This is a genomic window from Wolbachia endosymbiont (group B) of Erebia ligea, from assembly GCF_947179575.1.
Lineage (GTDB): Bacteria > Pseudomonadota > Alphaproteobacteria > Rickettsiales > Anaplasmataceae > Wolbachia > Wolbachia pipientis_C.
Genome location: NZ_CAMXBW010000002.1, coordinates 102,099 through 117,680, shown reverse-complemented (window position 1 = coordinate 117,680; position 15,582 = coordinate 102,099). Strand labels below are relative to the sequence as shown.

The window sequence follows — 15,582 nt, the reverse complement described above, 5'->3', positions numbered from 1 at the left end:
GTGTCACGCACTGACCATTTGCTATTTTTACTCATAACTACCTTGCCTGAACGAATACGAAAACAAGTAGCTATAGTATTTTCTAAAATGGATGATAAAGTTCCATTATGGTATTACCAACCAAAAGCTGTAAGTCTGTATATTTATACATGAGAGGTCTGAGGCGGCTTTTGATGGTATGCCAACAGTATTCTATAGGATTCAAATCTGGTGAATATGTTGGAAGATACAGCAAATGACAGCCAAAAGACTCTATTAATGATTTTGTTTTAGTGGTCTTATGAAATGTAGCATTATCCATAACTATAGTTGTGCCAAGTGGCAATTTAGGTAATAACATCTTCTCCAACCATGTATTGAATACCTCTTTGTCACACCCACCTTTGAAAGTCATTGGTGCAATAAATCTCTTTCCAATCCACCCGGCTACTATACTGATTCTCTCTCGAGTTCTCCCTGGAATATCTGCATAAATTTTCTTTCCTCTTGGAGCGCGTCCATATTCTCGGTATAACTTATTATCAACTCCTGCTTCATCTATATATAAGATGCTGGAATGGTCTATTTTTGAGATTTTATCAATAAATTGCTCCCTATCTTCTTGATTGCGCTCTTGATATAGTGTGACTTTTTTTTAAAGTAATTTTTAGCTGTTTTAGTCTATACCAAATTGAGTTTATTCCAAATCCAAGATTTTGTTTCATCTCTGCCAGAGTATGATCTGGATTCTTTGTAACATATTCTTCGAGTATTTTGGGGTCTATTTTTCGAATAAAGCTACCGTTTTAGATGGCTTGAGGCTTTCACCAGCAGCTTTCTTTTTTAACCAACGGTACAGAGTTGCTATTCCTATCTCCATAAGCTCTGCTACCTCAACCTTTGTCTTACCTTTTTCTATCATCAATACTGCCTTTTCCCTTAAATCCACACTATATGCCATTATAACTCAAATACTTTATTATACCTTTATCATTTACTTTAGGAAATACTATATATGCCATTATAACTCAAATACTTTATTATACCTTTATCATTTACTTTAGGAAATACTATAGTTATCGCATAAAAAAAAGAAGATATAGAATATCCTCTTTTTTGTTATTAAAGATACATTAAATCTTGATTGTGTATTTCCTCTGCTATAAGCAATAATTTTTCGCTCTCATCATAAAGATTTTTTGCACTATCTGCTAATTTCTCACTAACTTGTAATTTAGGTTGAGAACCGTAAGGATTAGTAATTGCACATCCGGCCTCGCATGCTGCCCGTGCAAGATATATGGGTATTGTTTCGCATATTTTTTTGCAATCAGCGAATGTATGTAGTATTGGTGGCTCATTTTTGCTGTCTATGGAATTTCGCATGTTAGTCATAGTATACTCCTTAATTTAAATATGTTAATATTAGCATGTAAGTATAAATATTACATTAATATAATTACTTTTTAGGCATGAGTGACAAGCTGAAGTGGTTTTTGGTTGCCTACAAAACATATTAGATCCTTATTTCATATTCTTTAAAATATTTTTTTTCTTATACTTTCTTTATAAAAACCATGGGCGCCCATTGATTTTTATTGGCTAAAGTAAAGGTCAAGTATCTGGAATTCTAGACATAAAATCCTCCTGTGTAAAAAAGAGTTAGAAAAAAAATGCAGTGCACATACGACAGATATACACTGAAGAATACATTTTTTAATAAGTTTGATTAAAAAGTCTGCAGACTAAAGATAGATTTTGAGCTCTTAAAATATCTCTATTTGTAATTATAATGAGATTGAAAATATGCGGAAGTAATTTTTATACGTTAACGGCTCACCCAACCCAATAATCACTTGCAACCAGCGTCACATGCTGGAATGAGACCATCTAAAAACGGCTTCTCATGATAATTAAGCTTGGTCATATGAGAAAATTAAAGAGATCTTCAATCACATTTAAACAGCGCTTCAGCAAACTCTTTGCCAGTAAATTCCCTCAGGTCTTCTATACTTTCACCAATTCCTATAGCGTGTAATTTCACCTTATAAGCTTCTGCAAGCCCAATCACTACTCCACCTTTGGCAGTACCATCTAGCTTTGTTACAATTAACCCGGTAACACCAACCATTTTACTAAAGGCCTCTAATTGGCTATAAGCATTTTGGCCAGTAGTTGCATCAAGAACCAAAATAACATCATGAGGAGCAGTATCATCCAATTTCTTTATCGTTCTATGTATTTTTGACAGCTCTTGCATGAGATTTACATTGTTTTGTAGCCTTCCTGCTGTATCAATTAAAACAACATCAACGCTATCTTTTATCGCTTGATTTACAGCTCTATATGCCACACTTGCAGAATCGCTACCGTGCTCTCCAGTAACAATAGAGCAATCAGAACGTTCTGCCCAAATATTTAATTGCTCACTCGCAGCAGCTCTGAATGTGTCGCACGCAACAAGCATAACGGATTTTCCTTTTTCTTTATATTTATAGGCAAGTTTACCTATAGTTGTAGTTTTTCCATTACCATTCACTCCGCATATCATTATTATGTGTGGTTTTTTATTCAAAATGAGCGGCTCCACAACAGGGTTTAATATTGTTTCTATTTCGCTCATTAACTGCTGTGTGATAATATTATGTTCAACTTCTGATTCAAATTTGATACTTGCGAGCTTATCAATAAGCAATCTAGAAGTTTTATGACCTATATCCATGCTAATCAGCAGCTCTTCCAGATCATCTAAAAGCGACTGATCTAATTTTTTTTTGCCAGAAAAAATATTTTTTACTCCATCACTAAAACGGGAGGAGGTTTTTAATAGTCCTTGATAAAGATTACTGAATAAACTCAAGAAATACTCCTTCTAAAATTACCATATAAAGAATGACATGCACTATATGTATTTGTAAAGTAAATACACTCGTAACCTATATATTTTGTGAGTAAAATGTACCGCTTGCTAGTGTATTTTACTTTAGTTTTTAACCTAAATATGTTATAATGTAAGTAATGGTTTACGGGTAATCTATGAGTTATAATGAGAAAATTTTAGATCATTATGAAAATCCAAGGAATGTTGGTTCTCTGGATAAAAATGATCCAAATGTTGGTACTGGTTTAGTTGGTGCACCATCATGCGGAGATGTAATGAAACTACAAATAAAGGTCAACGATAAAGGTGTTATTGAAGACGCAAAATTTAAAACTTTTGGTTGTGGTTCTGCTATAGCTTCAAGTTCTTTGCTTACAGAAATGATCAAAGGAAAAACTATTGAGAATGTAACAAAGATAAAGAATACTCAAATAGTGGAAGAATTGTCTTTGCCGCCAGTAAAGATACACTGTTCAGTACTTGCTGAGGATGCTATAAAAGCTGCTATTCATGATTATCAAAATAAACAAAAACATTGAGGAATATGAGTGAATTTCAAGGAGTAAATTCTGTTAAAAAACCTATCACTCTAACTGCAAATGCAGTAGAGAGGGTAAGGTTTTTATTGGACAAAAAGAAGCATGCTAACCTTGAAGAAGCAATAGGAATAAGAGTTCTAATTAAGCAAAAAGGATGCTCTGGTTTAAAATATGATATTGAATATGCATATGATGTTCGTCCTTTGGAGTCGGTAATTGAAGAAAGCTGCAGTGATGATCAAAAAGTCAAGGTGCTGATCGATCCAAAATCTATCATGTTTATCCTTGGCTCTGAAATGGATTATGTAGAGGAAAAATTCTCATCAGGTTTTATTTTCAAAAATCCTAATGAGAAAGGAAAATGTGGTTGTGGAGAGAGTTTTCATGTCTAGCAACCATTTCACATTATTTGGAATTGAACCGGCTTTTAACATCAGCTTTGATGAGCTGGAGAAAAAATATATTGAGCTAAGCAAAACTGATATAAATGAAAGAGAGTCCAAAAATATGGAAAATATCAACAAAGCTTATCAGGTACTGAAGTCACCGCTAAAGCGTGCCGAACATTTGTTGGATCTTTTTGACGTAAAAAGCAAAAAAGAGCATCTTGATCCTGAAATATTAAATGAATCAATGGAAATAAGAGAATACTTTCTAGACTGCGATGATTTACAATTTGCAAGTAGGATGATTGATGAAAAGGTAAAAGATTGTACTAAAAACCTAATTAATGCTTTTGCTACAAAAAATTTTGATGAAGCTGCTACGCAAGTTTTTAGATTGAGATATTTATATAAGTCATTTGAGGAGATGAAGGAAAATGCGGCCAGTTCAAATTTCTGAACCAAGTTCAAATGAGGTAGTTTTTGGTATAGATCTTGGAACTACTAACTCTTTAATTGCCATGGTAAATAAAGCTGGCAACGTAGAAATATTTAAAGATGAGCAAGGTCGTGAACTATTACCTTCTGTCATTTCATATGAAAAGGATGTACTAAAAGTAGGCTACGATGTTGGCGAAAACGCTATCTGCTCTATAAAACGCTTAATGGGTAAAAGTGTTAAAGATTTGCATAAAGAAGGTATCAATTGTGAAATAGATAACGAAAGTGAAAAAGTTATTAGGGTAAAATGCTCAGAAGAAAAGTATCTCACTCCTATTGAGATCTCTGCTGAGATACTAAAAACTCTATGCAAGAGGGTAAAAAAATTCACAGGGATGAAAGTTAACAAAGCAGTGATTACTGTACCAGCTTATTTTGATGATTCAGCACGTAACGCAACCAAATATGCAGCAAAATTAGCTGGCATAGATGTTCTTCGCCTCATTAATGAACCAACCGCTGCAGCACTTTCTTACTCCATTGAAAAGAACAATAACAGTGGCATATATGCAGTTTATGACCTCGGTGGTGGAACATTTGACATTTCAATATTAAAATTACATCAAGGAGTGTTTCAAGTTCTTGCAGTTGGTGGTGATACTAAACTTGGTGGTGATGATTTTGATCATCTACTTAGTTTAATCGTGCTTGAAAAGTATAGAGAACAGGTAGGTTTAAATAAAAAATGCTCTAGTGTCATCCCAGTGCTTCGACACTGGGATCCAGAAAGTTTGATTGCAAGTGAACACACCAGAAAGTTATATAATAAGAACTGGATTCCAGTGTCAAGCACTGCACCATCTGATACAACTACCTACAAATTACAACATTCATACACTAAAACTGGTATCTGCAATATACGTGCTATAAAAGAGTACCTAAGTGAAGATACCTCTGGCACTTTTGAATTCAATATTAATGGTGAATTATTTGAATGTGAAATTACCAAAGAAGAATTCGAGCAAGCAATCAGTCCTTTGGTTAATAAGACTATAAATATAGTTACTCGTACTATAAGCAACATAGATCTTAAAATCGATAATATAAAAGGGGTAATTTTAGTTGGTGGCGCAACTAGAGTGCCATTAGTGCAAAATTCACTAATCAAACTCTTTGGCAATAAAGTGCTGAATGATGTGGATCCGGACAAAGCAGTTGCCAATGGGGCAGCTTTGCAGGCTCATTATTTAACTTCAAACTCAAAAGATAGGAATATTCTCCTTGATGTGCTGCCTTTATCACTTGGCATAGAAACTATGGGGGGAATAGTTGAAAAAATTATACCAAGAAATACACCACTACCAGTTTCAGAAATAAAAGAGTTTACAACTTACGCTAACGGGCAAACAGCAATGAAAATTCACGTTTGTCAAGGAGAACGTGAAATGATAAAAGATAATAAATCTCTAGCACGATTTGAACTCAAAGGTATACCACAATTGCCTGCAGGTTCTGCAAAAGTTGAAATAGGATTTACAGTTAGCATTGATGGAATATTGACTGTCACTGCAAGAGAAAAAACTACTGGAGTCGAACAGACAGTTGAAATAAATTCAAGCTCTGGCTTAAATGAAGAAGATATTCAAGATATGGTCAATCAGTCAGTAAGTAACTTTGATGAAGACATGAAGGCTCGTTCCCTTGCAGAGGCTAAAATTAACGGTAACAAGCTCATACATCTAGTTGAAAATGTTTCCACTGAGCAAAAGTTAAAAATTTTACTACAGAACGCAAAAGACGCTTTACAGGAAAATGACTTAGACAACATTAATAATGCTATCGCTGAGTTAGAAAATTCGTATCCGTTCAGAGGTGTGGCAAGGATAAAAAACAATTGACATAATATATTAAAGTAGTAATAACACAAAATGTTGATAGTAAAGTAAGGCTAGATGCTTCAATTGTTGATCAGTATTGTAGAGTTATGTAAAAACTTAGAGCAGAAAGTAGCAAAGATTGAAGAAAAAAATAAAATCTTAGAAATAGAGAATGCTGAACTAAGAGAGAGACTCGGCTTAAACTCAAGGAATTCATCTTTACCAAGTTCAAAAGAGCTGTACAAAATAAAAAAAGACACACCAGAAGATAAGTCAGAGGGCGGCAGGAAGATAGGTGGTCAAGTTGGACATAAGGGGAATTGCCGAGCTAAAATGGAAGCAGATGAGGTGGTGAAGGTAGAGTTACCAAATAGATGCGAGTGTGGTGAAGAAATCGCAATATCGGAAAAACCATATGTCTATCAAAAAGTTGATTTACCAGAAATTAAGCCTTACGTAGTTGAGTATCAATTAGAACATGGTCGCTGTCGTAAATGCGGAAAAAGAAGGAGTAGCAAATTACCAGAAGGAGTTACACCGGATACCTTTGGTCCTAGAGTTAAGTCAGTAGTTGCATCACTAAGTGGGTTTTATAAGAATTCAAAGCGAGAAATAGCGAATATTATGAAAGACATCTTTAACATGAGTATAAGTGTTGGTAGTGTGTCCAATAGTGAAGCAAGGGTTTCGTCAAAATGTAAAGAAGCCTATGAACAAATAGAGGAAGAAATAAAAGCAAGCGAAATTTTGCATATTGATGAAACCAGTCACTACAACAAAGGCAAATTGGGATGGTGCTGGATGTTTGCCAACAATAAAGCAAGTCTTATGAAGTTAGCAGATACAAGAGGAATGAAATTTTTAAAGAATAGTGCATTTTGTGATTACAAAAACCTGGTAATTACTGACAGATATGCAGTTTACAACCACTTCAGTGATGAAAAACGACAAATTTGTTGGGCTCACTTATTGAGAAATTTCGAGAGGTTATCTCATAGTTGGAATAGTGAAGTAATGAGACTTGGCCATTGTTTAAAAGACGCAGCTAATGGATTGTTTGTATTAAAAAACGCTTTGTCAGAAAATGAAATTAGTATTTCAAAGTTCACTAAGCAAGCTAAAGAATTACGAAGATACATACAGTACTGCATGATAAAAATATCTTATATACTTGAAGCAAAAGGAGCTTCACGAACGGTAAAGGGTATTATAAAATCCGAGTCAATGATGTGGACATTTTTGGATGACCCAGAGAATATTCCATTAACGAATAACCATGTTGAGCGACAGATACGGCATTATGTTGTCTATCGTAAGAATTCATATTTTGCACAGTCAGAGCGAGGGAATAGATTTCTTGAGCGGATAATTTCGTTGTATCTGACTTGGAAACAAAAGGAATTAAACCCTTTTCAAAACCTGCTAGCTGTTGTTTCTTAAACCACACCTCTGAACGGATACACACAACTTTGTGCAGTATCCTGTCAAATCTCAGGGCAACAGGTAATCTAAAGTTAAATGGTAACCAATCAACTTTGCCTAATTTAAACGATAAACCAACCATGCTTACGCGTCCAACTATATTTTCCGCTGGTATGAAACCAACATCTGAAAATCTGCTATCGCGAGAATTATTTCTGTTATCTCCCATAACAAAAAAGTGACCATCAGGCACATAATAAACTGGAGTGTTATGTGATAGCTTATTGGATGCATTGTCTATTAAAATCTCATGTTCCTTACCGCTCGGAAGTGTTTCTATGTATCTTGTTATATCACGCTTTGATTCATAATCAAAAAAACTTTCAATTTGCTGCCACTCTACTTTTTGATCATTTAGGTACAATTCTCCCTCTATCATTTGCACTTTATCGCCAGGTATTCCTATTACCCGCTTAACAAATCTAATGCTATCATTTCTTGTAGGTTTGAAAACTATTACATCACCACGCTCTGGAGGGGTATAAAAAATTCTTCCGCTAAAGATGTTTGGAGAAAACGGGAAAGAGTGTTTACTGTAACCATATGAATATTTACTAGTAAAAATGTAGTCCCCCTCAAGTAGAGTGCTTTTCATTGAACCAGAAGGAATATGAAATGGCTCAAATAAAAGACTGCGTATTGATAGAGCAATCAGCAGCAAAAAAAACAGTGAAGATAAAAACTTCCTCGTTCTTGTTATCCTACTTTCTCTCAACTTTTTCAATTTTATTTTTTTATAAACAGCTCTATTATAACACATAAAAGTAGTGATGTCAAATTTTACTCATAGGTGTTATTGCTCTTTTTCAAAAGTCGAAATAAGCTCTCAAGTAATTGGCAATGATTGACAACCAATAGACATCGTTTGCTATGTAATATTGTATAAATCACAATGCTAGTTTTACTGAAAATTATACTATTTTAGATATAATCATAATATTTAAACTTAAGGTATAGGGATGAACCCTACAATTAGAAAGGTTTTTTGTATTCTACTTATAGTATTATTTATTTCTTTTTCTCATGTTGGAAGTGCTGCTAACTCTAATGACGATACAACTGCTCAAGTAATTGTAATATTATTGGCTACGTTTGGGGAATAGGTGGACCGCTTATGACTGTAGTGATAATAGGAGCAGCTTTACTTGCAATATTTGGTAGAATGCCGTGGCCTGCTCTTTTCGCCCTCGGTGTATTTTGCGCTGTGTTTTTTGGCGCTAAAACTATTATCATAAAAGTAATGGGTGGTATAAACTCTACAAATGCCTCTTTTATGGAAGAATGTGGAACGGGAGATAAAAAAAAGAGTCAATAGGACTATTTCTTTCTAAAGCAGACTTGGTGCACAGCTTCAACTATATCTTCCACTTGTGGTAATGCTTTCTTTTCTAGGTTTGCAGCATAAGGTAAGGGGACATCCTTGCCGGTTACCCGTACAACCGGAGCGTCAAGGTAGTCAAATCCTTGTTCCATAACCATGGCTGAGAGTTCTGCTCCTATTCCTGCAAATGGCCAACCCTCTTCTATGCTTATTAATCTATTGGTCTTCTTAATAGAGTTAATAACTGTTTCAGTGTCAAGTGGTCTTAAGGTTCTGAGGTCGATAACTTCAGCTTCTATTCCTTCACTAGAGAGTAAATCTGCTGCATTTAACGCATCCATTAGTTTCAATGAAAAAGCAGTGATAGTTACATCCTTTCCTTCCCGTATAACAGCAGCTTTGCCTATCTCAAGTAGATAATCTTTATTTGATAGCTCAGAATCAGGAATCTCATGTTCATGCCCATAAGCGATCTCGTTTTCTAGAAATATTACTGGATTAGGATCACGAATTGCAGCTTTAAGCAGACCTCTGCAATCAGAGGCAAAGTAAGGTGCTATTACTTTCAAACCTGGAACATGCGAATACCAAGATGCAAAGCACTGAGAATGTTGTGCGGCAACTCTTGCTGCAGCTCCATTTGGTCCACGAAACACTATAGGGCATCCAAGTTGTCCACCTGACATATAATTTGTTTTTGTTGCAGAATTCACAATTTGGTCAATAGCTTGCATAGAAAAATTAAAAGTCATAAACTCAACAATAGGTTTGAGCCCAGCAAACGCTGCTCCAACAGCAAGACCAGCAAATCCATGTTCGGTAATAGGTGTATCAACTACCCTATTTTCTCCGAACTCTTTCAGTAATCCTTTTGTTACTTTATAAGCACCATCATACTCTGCAACTTCTTCACCCATGATAAATACATCAGGGTCATTTTGCATTTCTTCTCTGATTGCCGTGCATAACGCTTCTCTTACACTTAAGCTTGCCATTTGTAAATCTGTAAATTTCAACTGAAATAACTATATCAAAATTACCAGGAAGCGCACAAGTTAAGTTTTACAAGCATCATGTTGCATTGAGCATTGAATACTTACTTCTTTTAATTCAGTAGGTTGCGGTGATAGTGCATATGTAACTCCACCGACTATCAATGAAGACATCACAGAAATTGCAATCATTGATAGAATTGGTAATTGGAAAGCTACACTAAAGATAACACCTACTGTCAACATGGTTACAAGATTTACAGAAGCAATTTTTAAGAAAGACAGTTGTCCTTTTTCTGTTTTTTCTAGTAATACTTTATTTGCTTTGGTTTTGCTTAATTCACTATTAAGTGTTGTATTTTTACTTTTTAGATCTTGTATTTGTTGTTTTAGTGATTGATTCTCTTCACTGAGTTTATCAAGTATTTCTAACCGAGTCTCATGTCCAGCTAAGTCACTCTTTAATTTTTCTAGTTCTTTCTCAACATGTTTTAATTCTTTACCTGGCTTTTCTAACTTCCGAATTTGTCTATCTTGCAACTGAATTTGAGGTTGCAGACTTTCTAAAATTTGGTCATTAACTTCATTAGCTGTCCCGTCGTGATTTATTTCGGAGCAGAAAGAAGTATCAAATGTAGCCTCAGACTCTAGACCGCTGTCGTCACTACTAACGCTTTCACCAATAGGAGTCTGTTTACCACTACATGTAACACTTCCTCTTTGCGGTGACTCAAATTTTTCTACAATATTCTTAACACCAGCATGTAAGTATTGCTCACTTACTATATTGTCACTACTTCCACACGTAATGGGAGCCTGTTCACTACTACGTATGGTATTGTATTGTTTCACAGAATTTATAACATCTGCTGATATATCAGTTTTTTTCTTATGCTTTGCATAAAAATTTTCTTCTGCTTCCTCTAACATTTGTAATATCGCTTCCTTATTTTCTGTATTGCCTACCACCTCTCTTGGAGTCTTATTTTTGCTTTTTAATGAAGGATCAACTCGATTATCGTTTAGTAACCGTTTTACCATGTCTTTATGTCCACAAGAAGCAGCAATATGCAAAGCAGTTAGTCCATCATTTTTAGAACCATCTTTTACTCGAGCGCTAACACTTGCTTTCTTTTTTAGTAGAAGTTCCACTATTAACATAGTGTTGCATGCTGTAGCAAGATGTAACAACGTCCAATCTTCCGCAGCTTCTTCTGAAATTTTTATACTAAATTGATGTTCTTTACTAAAATTTTTACTAAACTTGTTGTACTCTCCTTCATCTTTTCCTTTTAACTCATTCTTTATTCTTTCAAGTAAATTATCTTCATCCAAACCTCCACTTTCACCTACCTCATTTATTATTTCAAAAAACTTCTGCTTCTCTATTGCCATAACCTTTCCCTCTAAATTTATTTTTATCCCTGCATAATCTCACAAAAAAGTTAAATTTATCAAAATTCTATATTTTATATAAAATAAAATTTGCTGTTTCCAAAAATTGGTAAGCATGTTTTTGATGAGATTGTAGAAAACATACTTTTATGACACCATTTGTTGTACGAACTAACTTGGCGAAAACAGATGTTTATATAGTTGTGTGGCAAAATGTTTTGCACTAGTTGTGCTATCTCGTTTTCCGTAATAGTTAAAAAAATTAGTAGCAAGTTGTTGTAAGTTTATGTATTTTTAGGCTGTAATGGTCAAAGGTACATGAAGTATGATCAGAGTTAAAGGTGCAAGAGAGCATAATTTGCAGGGTATTGATGTCAATATACCAAAAAATAAGTTAGTTATTATAACTGGACTAAGTGGTTCTGGTAAGTCTAGCCTCGCATTCGATACGATTTATGCAGAAGGCCAACGCCGATACGTCGAAAGTCTATCGGCTTATGCACGTCAATTTCTTAATATTCAAGATAAACCAGATGTTGAGTCAATCACAGGCCTCTCTCCTGCAATATCAATTAACCAAAAATCGATCTCAAAAAATCCAAGATCAACCGTTGGAACTGTTACTGAAATTTATGACTATCTACGCTTAATATATGCACGAGTGGGAATACCTTATTCGCCTGTAACTGGGTTGCCAATAACGAAACAGGCTGTATCTCAAATTGTAGATACTATTATAGCATTACCTTTAGAAACTAAAATATATATACTTGCTCCTATTGTGCGTGGCAGAAAAGGAGAGCACTTCAAAGAGATATTGGAAATTAAAAAGCAGGGTTACGTGAGACTAAAAATAGATGGTGAAACATACAATATAGATGACTTGCCTAAACTCGATAAAAACAAGAAACATGATATTTTTGTTATTGCAGATAGAATCTCCATATCAGATGATATAGGAAATCGACTACCAAGCAGTGTAGAATCAGCATTGAGGCTGGGCCATGGCTTAATGTATGCAGAAATAGTGAACTTACCTGATAACCACAATTCCGAGTATAAAAATGGTCAAACTTTAACTTTCTCAGAGAATTTTGCATGTCCTGAGTCTGGCTTTACTCTTGAAGAAATAGAGCCAAGATTGTTTTCTTTTAACAGCCCCTACGGTGCATGCAGTTCATGCAATGGGCTCGGTAAAAAACTAAGTGTTGATGCAAAGCTAATAGTGCCAGATGAAACGCTCTCGATATCTGAAGGTGCTTTAAAGCCAATTGGATCAATATTCCGTCAAGTGCATACAAACTATGGATTGCTAAAAAATGCAATTCTATCACTGGCTGAAAATTGCAAATTTAGCCTTGATGTTCCGTGGAAGAATATAGACCAAAAAGTGAAGGATTTAATACTTTTTGGCTCTAGAGAAATGAAATTTCAAGGTTTGGTCAGTATCCTAGAACGCCAGATGGATTACGATGCATCACTTATTGATAGGTATTGTTCTGTTACTGACTGCAAAGAATGTGCTGACTATAGATTGAGAAAAGAAGCACTTACAGTGAAAATTGACGAAAAACATATAGGTGAAATATCAAGGCTCAGCATCGATGAATCCCTTAAGTGGTTTGGAAATTTATCAGACAGACTTACAGAACAACAAAGGCAAATTTCAAATAAAATATTAAACGAAATAATCAAAAGGCTGACATTTTTAAAGAATGTAGGGCTAAATTACCTTACACTTGACCGTGAATCTAGCACTCTCTCTGGTGGTGAAAGCCAGAGGATCAGGCTTGCTTCGCAAATTGGCTCTGGTTTAACAGGAGTGCTATACGTGCTTGACGAACCCTCAATTGGCCTTCATCAATGTGATAATGATCGATTAATTGCCACACTTAAAAATCTGAGAGACATGGGTAATACTGTGATTGTTGTTGAACATGATGAAGACACAATAATGGCTGCTGATTATGTGATTGATATTGGTCCTGGAGCTGGCGTGAATGGAGGAAAAATCGTTGCAGAAGGAACACCAGATCAGGTACAAAAAAATTTAGAGAGCATAACAGGACAGTATTTAAGTGGAAAGAAGGAAATTTCAATTTCAAAAAGAAGAAAGCAAACAACTCAGTTCATAAAGGTAGTTAACGCATGTGAGAATAACTTAAAAAATATAAATGTTGAATTTCCTATAGGGAATTTTATTTGTGTTACTGGAATATCAGGAGGAGGAAAATCAAGTTTAGTAATAGAGACACTATATAAATACTCAGCACAGAAGATAAATCATTCATCTGCAAAGCATGGTAAATGCGATAAAATAGAAGGCCTTGAGTATATAGATAAAATTATAGAAGTTGATCAGTCACCAATTGGTAGGACTCCAGCATCAAATCCAGCAACATATGTTGGTATGTTTACTCACATCAGAAATTGGTTTGCAGGTCTCCCAGAGTCGAAGGCACGAGGTTACAATATAGGCCGATTTTCATTTAATACCAAGGGAGGAAGATGTGAAGCTTGTAAAGGTGATGGGCATTTAAAGATCGAGATGCATTTCCTACCGGACGTTTATGTGAAATGTGAGCAATGTAGAGGACAGAGGTATAACCGAGAAACATTGGAAGTTACTTACAAGGGAAAATCAATTTCTGATGTGCTTGATATGACAATAGATCAAGCATGTGACTTTTTTGAAAATCTTCCAATGATAAGGGAAAAGTTGATTTCTTTACAGGAAGTAGGGCTTGGCTATATAACGCTTGGACAGTCGTCAACAACGTTGTCCGGGGGTGAAGCACAACGAATAAAGCTGTCTAAGGAACTATCAAAGCGATTTACCGGGAAAACATTGTATATTCTCGATGAGCCAACAACTGGGTTACATTTTGAAGATGTAAATAATTTACTGAAAATACTCCATAGGCTAGTTGATTTAGGAAATACTGTTATAGTTATTGAGCACAATTTACATGTTATAAAAACTGCTGATTACATAATAGATATTGGTCCAGAGGGTGGAGTAAAAGGTGGCGAAGTGGTTGCTGTAGGAACTCCAGAAAAAGTTGCACAGACTCCAAAAAGCGTTACAGGCAAGTATCTTAAAACATATTTATTGGATCAAGTATCGACTATTTCTTAATAATTAGGTTATGAGGAGAATTTTAAAAGGTATACCTAACATATTTAATTCATGAATCTTCTCTTATTAAAAAAAGCTACAGATCTCATATTTCCAAACGTATGCGTAAGTTGTGAACGTATAATTGATAAAAGTTATGATTTATGTAGTGAATGCAATAAAAAAATCAATTTTTTAACTAAGCATTACTGTAATGTTTGTGGTGTAGTAATTCCAGATAACATTGATACATGTGGTAGATGCATCAGTAACCCTTCACCATTTAAAGTATTAAGATCAGTTTTTGCCTACGATGAACATAGCAAAAATATGATTATAAATTTTAAATTTTTTGATAACTTAAACTACATGAAAGTCTACGCAAAGTGGATGTACAAAGCTAACAAAGACATGTTTCAAAATGCAGAGGTCATAATTCCCATACCGCTACATAAAATACGCTTATTTAAACGTAAATATAATCAAGCAGCATTGCTCGCGAAGGAATTAAGTAAGTTATCTCATTTATCTTATACACCATTTGCAATAAAACGTATTCGTCACACTGTACCTCAAGCTGGTCTTTCACTTAAAAGGCGTGAAAAAAATTTGAGAAAGGCTTTTAAAATAAGCAACAGCGAAATTATCAAAAACAAAATCGTGATATTGGTTGATGATGTAGTAACAACTGGTGCAACTGCAAGGTCTTGCTCTCAGGAAATTTTAAACTCTGGTGCAAGAGAAGTGAGAGTGTTATCGCTTGCAAGAACTATAGTATTTCCTAAAGTAAATGATAAAGGTATAATAAAGTATTTGAGTTATAATGGCATATAGTGTGGATTTAAGGGAAAAGGCAGTATTGATGATAGAAAAAGGTAAGACAAAGGTTGAGGTAGCAGAGCTTATGGAGATAGGAATAGCAACTCTGTACCGTTGGTTAAAAAAGAAAGCTGCTGGTGAAAGCCTCAAGCCATCTAAAACGGTAGCTTTATTCGAAAAATAGACCCCAAAATACTCGAAGAATATGTTACAAAGAATCCAGATCATACTCTGGCAGAGATGAAACAAAATCTTGGATTTGGAATAAACTCAATTTGGTATAGACTAAAACAGCTAAAAATTACTTTAAAAAAAAGTCACACTATATCAAGAGCGCAATCAAGAAGATAGGGAG

16 protein-coding genes and 2 pseudogenes are annotated in these 15,582 nt (G+C 34.8%); 10 read left to right on the top strand and 8 right to left on the bottom strand.

Annotated features, from left to right (window positions below; genetic code table 11):
• Positions 1-82: 82 nt before the first annotated feature.
• The 5 genes from OM962_RS00955 to ftsY all read right to left on the bottom strand — a co-directional run bounded on the left by OM962_RS00955 (position 83) and on the right by ftsY (position 2,839).
• Positions 83-565, bottom strand: coding sequence for an IS630 family transposase (locus OM962_RS00955; protein WP_264330460.1), 483 nt, complete (start codon positions 563-565; stop codon positions 83-85).
• Positions 566-593: 28 nt separating this feature from the next.
• The gene (locus OM962_RS00950; protein ID WP_264330464.1) at positions 594-713 is read right to left on the bottom strand and encodes a hypothetical protein; all 120 of its coding nucleotides are present in this window, start codon (positions 711-713) and stop codon (positions 594-596) included.
• A gap of 47 nt (positions 714-760) precedes the next feature.
• A complete protein-coding gene (locus tag OM962_RS00945; RefSeq protein ID WP_264330453.1) occupies positions 761-940 on the bottom strand; it encodes a transposase in 180 nt (59 codons plus the stop codon).
• Positions 941-1,101: 161 nt separating this feature from the next.
• Positions 1,102-1,365, bottom strand: coding sequence for a hypothetical protein (locus OM962_RS00940; protein WP_264330520.1), 264 nt, complete (start codon positions 1,363-1,365; stop codon positions 1,102-1,104).
• A 562-nt stretch (positions 1,366-1,927) separates the two neighbouring features.
• The gene (ftsY, locus tag OM962_RS00935) at positions 1,928-2,839 is read right to left on the bottom strand and encodes a signal recognition particle-docking protein FtsY (RefSeq protein WP_264330519.1); all 912 of its coding nucleotides are present in this window, start codon (positions 2,837-2,839) and stop codon (positions 1,928-1,930) included.
• A gap of 176 nt (positions 2,840-3,015) precedes the next feature.
• Here ftsY and iscU point away from each other — a divergent pair, with 176 nt between their 5' ends.
• The 5 genes from iscU to tnpC all read left to right on the top strand — a co-directional run bounded on the left by iscU (position 3,016) and on the right by tnpC (position 7,540).
• Complete coding sequence (gene iscU, locus OM962_RS00930; protein ID WP_007302620.1) at positions 3,016-3,399, top strand: Fe-S cluster assembly scaffold IscU; 384 nt, start codon at positions 3,016-3,018, stop codon at positions 3,397-3,399.
• Positions 3,400-3,404: 5 nt separating this feature from the next.
• On the top strand, positions 3,405-3,791 hold the full coding sequence (locus OM962_RS00925; protein ID WP_006012614.1) for a HesB/IscA family protein: 387 nt from the start codon (positions 3,405-3,407) through the stop codon (positions 3,789-3,791).
• Positions 3,784-4,242: an iron-sulfur cluster co-chaperone HscB C-terminal domain-containing protein gene (locus tag OM962_RS00920; RefSeq protein WP_264330518.1), complete on the top strand. Its 459-nt coding sequence runs from the start codon at positions 3,784-3,786 to the stop codon at positions 4,240-4,242. The genes OM962_RS00925 and OM962_RS00920 overlap by 8 nt, the downstream gene beginning before the upstream one ends.
• The gene (locus OM962_RS00915; RefSeq protein WP_264330517.1) at positions 4,220-6,121 is read left to right on the top strand and encodes an Hsp70 family protein; all 1,902 of its coding nucleotides are present in this window, start codon (positions 4,220-4,222) and stop codon (positions 6,119-6,121) included. The genes OM962_RS00920 and OM962_RS00915 overlap by 23 nt, the downstream gene beginning before the upstream one ends.
• 66 nt (positions 6,122-6,187) lie before the next feature.
• The gene (gene tnpC / locus OM962_RS00910) at positions 6,188-7,540 is read left to right on the top strand and encodes an IS66 family transposase (RefSeq protein WP_264330459.1); all 1,353 of its coding nucleotides are present in this window, start codon (positions 6,188-6,190) and stop codon (positions 7,538-7,540) included.
• Between the two features lie 22 nt (positions 7,541-7,562).
• Here tnpC and lepB read toward each other — a convergent pair.
• Positions 7,563-8,342: pseudogene (lepB, locus tag OM962_RS00905) on the bottom strand (signal peptidase I); the annotation flags it as partial.
• A 199-nt stretch (positions 8,343-8,541) separates the two neighbouring features.
• Here lepB and OM962_RS00900 point away from each other — a divergent pair.
• Positions 8,542-8,897: pseudogene (locus OM962_RS00900) on the top strand (TrbC/VirB2 family protein).
• Positions 8,898-8,899: 2 nt separating this feature from the next.
• Here OM962_RS00900 and OM962_RS00895 read toward each other — a convergent pair.
• Positions 8,900-9,898: a pyruvate dehydrogenase complex E1 component subunit beta gene (locus tag OM962_RS00895; RefSeq protein WP_264330516.1), complete on the bottom strand. Its 999-nt coding sequence runs from the start codon at positions 9,896-9,898 to the stop codon at positions 8,900-8,902.
• 60 nt (positions 9,899-9,958) lie between these two features.
• Positions 9,959-11,290 carry an ankyrin repeat domain-containing protein gene (locus tag OM962_RS00890; protein WP_264330515.1) on the bottom strand — a complete coding sequence of 444 codons (1,332 nt, stop codon included), beginning with the start codon at positions 11,288-11,290 and terminating at the stop codon, positions 9,959-9,961.
• Between the two features lie 325 nt (positions 11,291-11,615).
• Here OM962_RS00890 and uvrA point away from each other — a divergent pair, with 325 nt between their 5' ends.
• The 4 genes from uvrA to OM962_RS00870 are packed head-to-tail and all read left to right on the top strand — an operon-like array spanning position 11,616 to position 15,578.
• Positions 11,616-14,429 carry an excinuclease ABC subunit UvrA gene (gene uvrA / locus OM962_RS00885; RefSeq protein WP_264330514.1) on the top strand — a complete coding sequence of 938 codons (2,814 nt, stop codon included), beginning with the start codon at positions 11,616-11,618 and terminating at the stop codon, positions 14,427-14,429.
• Between the two features lie 51 nt (positions 14,430-14,480).
• On the top strand, positions 14,481-15,242 hold the full coding sequence (locus OM962_RS00880) for a ComF family protein (protein ID WP_264330513.1): 762 nt from the start codon (positions 14,481-14,483) through the stop codon (positions 15,240-15,242).
• Complete coding sequence (locus OM962_RS00875; protein ID WP_264330453.1) at positions 15,232-15,411, top strand: transposase; 180 nt, start codon at positions 15,232-15,234, stop codon at positions 15,409-15,411. The genes OM962_RS00880 and OM962_RS00875 overlap by 11 nt, the downstream gene beginning before the upstream one ends.
• Entirely contained in the window at positions 15,399-15,578 is a 180-nt protein-coding gene (locus tag OM962_RS00870; RefSeq protein WP_319606739.1) for an IS630 transposase-related protein, read from the top strand. Before OM962_RS00875 ends, OM962_RS00870 begins: the two co-directional genes overlap by 13 nt.
• Positions 15,579-15,582 lie beyond the last annotated feature (4 nt).

What these genes read in the sequence shown, in the direction of transcription:
- OM962_RS00920 (WP_264330518.1), top strand. Translation starts at nt 3,784, where the DNA reads ATGTCTAGCAACCATTTCACATTATTTGGAATTGAACCGGCTTTTAAC.
- OM962_RS00915 (WP_264330517.1), top strand. Translation starts at nt 4,220, where the DNA reads ATGCGGCCAGTTCAAATTTCTGAACCAAGTTCAAATGAGGTAGTTTTT.
- uvrA (WP_264330514.1), top strand. Translation starts at nt 11,616, where the DNA reads ATGATCAGAGTTAAAGGTGCAAGAGAGCATAATTTGCAGGGTATTGAT.
- OM962_RS00945 (WP_264330453.1), bottom strand. Translation starts at nt 940, where the DNA reads ATGGCATATAGTGTGGATTTAAGGGAAAAGGCAGTATTGATGATAGAA.
- OM962_RS00890 (WP_264330515.1), bottom strand. Translation starts at nt 11,290, where the DNA reads ATGGCAATAGAGAAGCAGAAGTTTTTTGAAATAATAAATGAGGTAGGT.
- OM962_RS00880 (WP_264330513.1), top strand. Translation starts at nt 14,481, where the DNA reads ATGAATCTTCTCTTATTAAAAAAAGCTACAGATCTCATATTTCCAAAC.
- OM962_RS00895 (WP_264330516.1), bottom strand. Translation starts at nt 9,898, where the DNA reads ATGGCAAGCTTAAGTGTAAGAGAAGCGTTATGCACGGCAATCAGAGAA.
- OM962_RS00925 (WP_006012614.1), top strand. Translation starts at nt 3,405, where the DNA reads ATGAGTGAATTTCAAGGAGTAAATTCTGTTAAAAAACCTATCACTCTA.
- iscU (WP_007302620.1), top strand. Translation starts at nt 3,016, where the DNA reads ATGAGTTATAATGAGAAAATTTTAGATCATTATGAAAATCCAAGGAAT.
- OM962_RS00875 (WP_264330453.1), top strand. Translation starts at nt 15,232, where the DNA reads ATGGCATATAGTGTGGATTTAAGGGAAAAGGCAGTATTGATGATAGAA.
- OM962_RS00940 (WP_264330520.1), bottom strand. Translation starts at nt 1,365, where the DNA reads ATGCGAAATTCCATAGACAGCAAAAATGAGCCACCAATACTACATACA.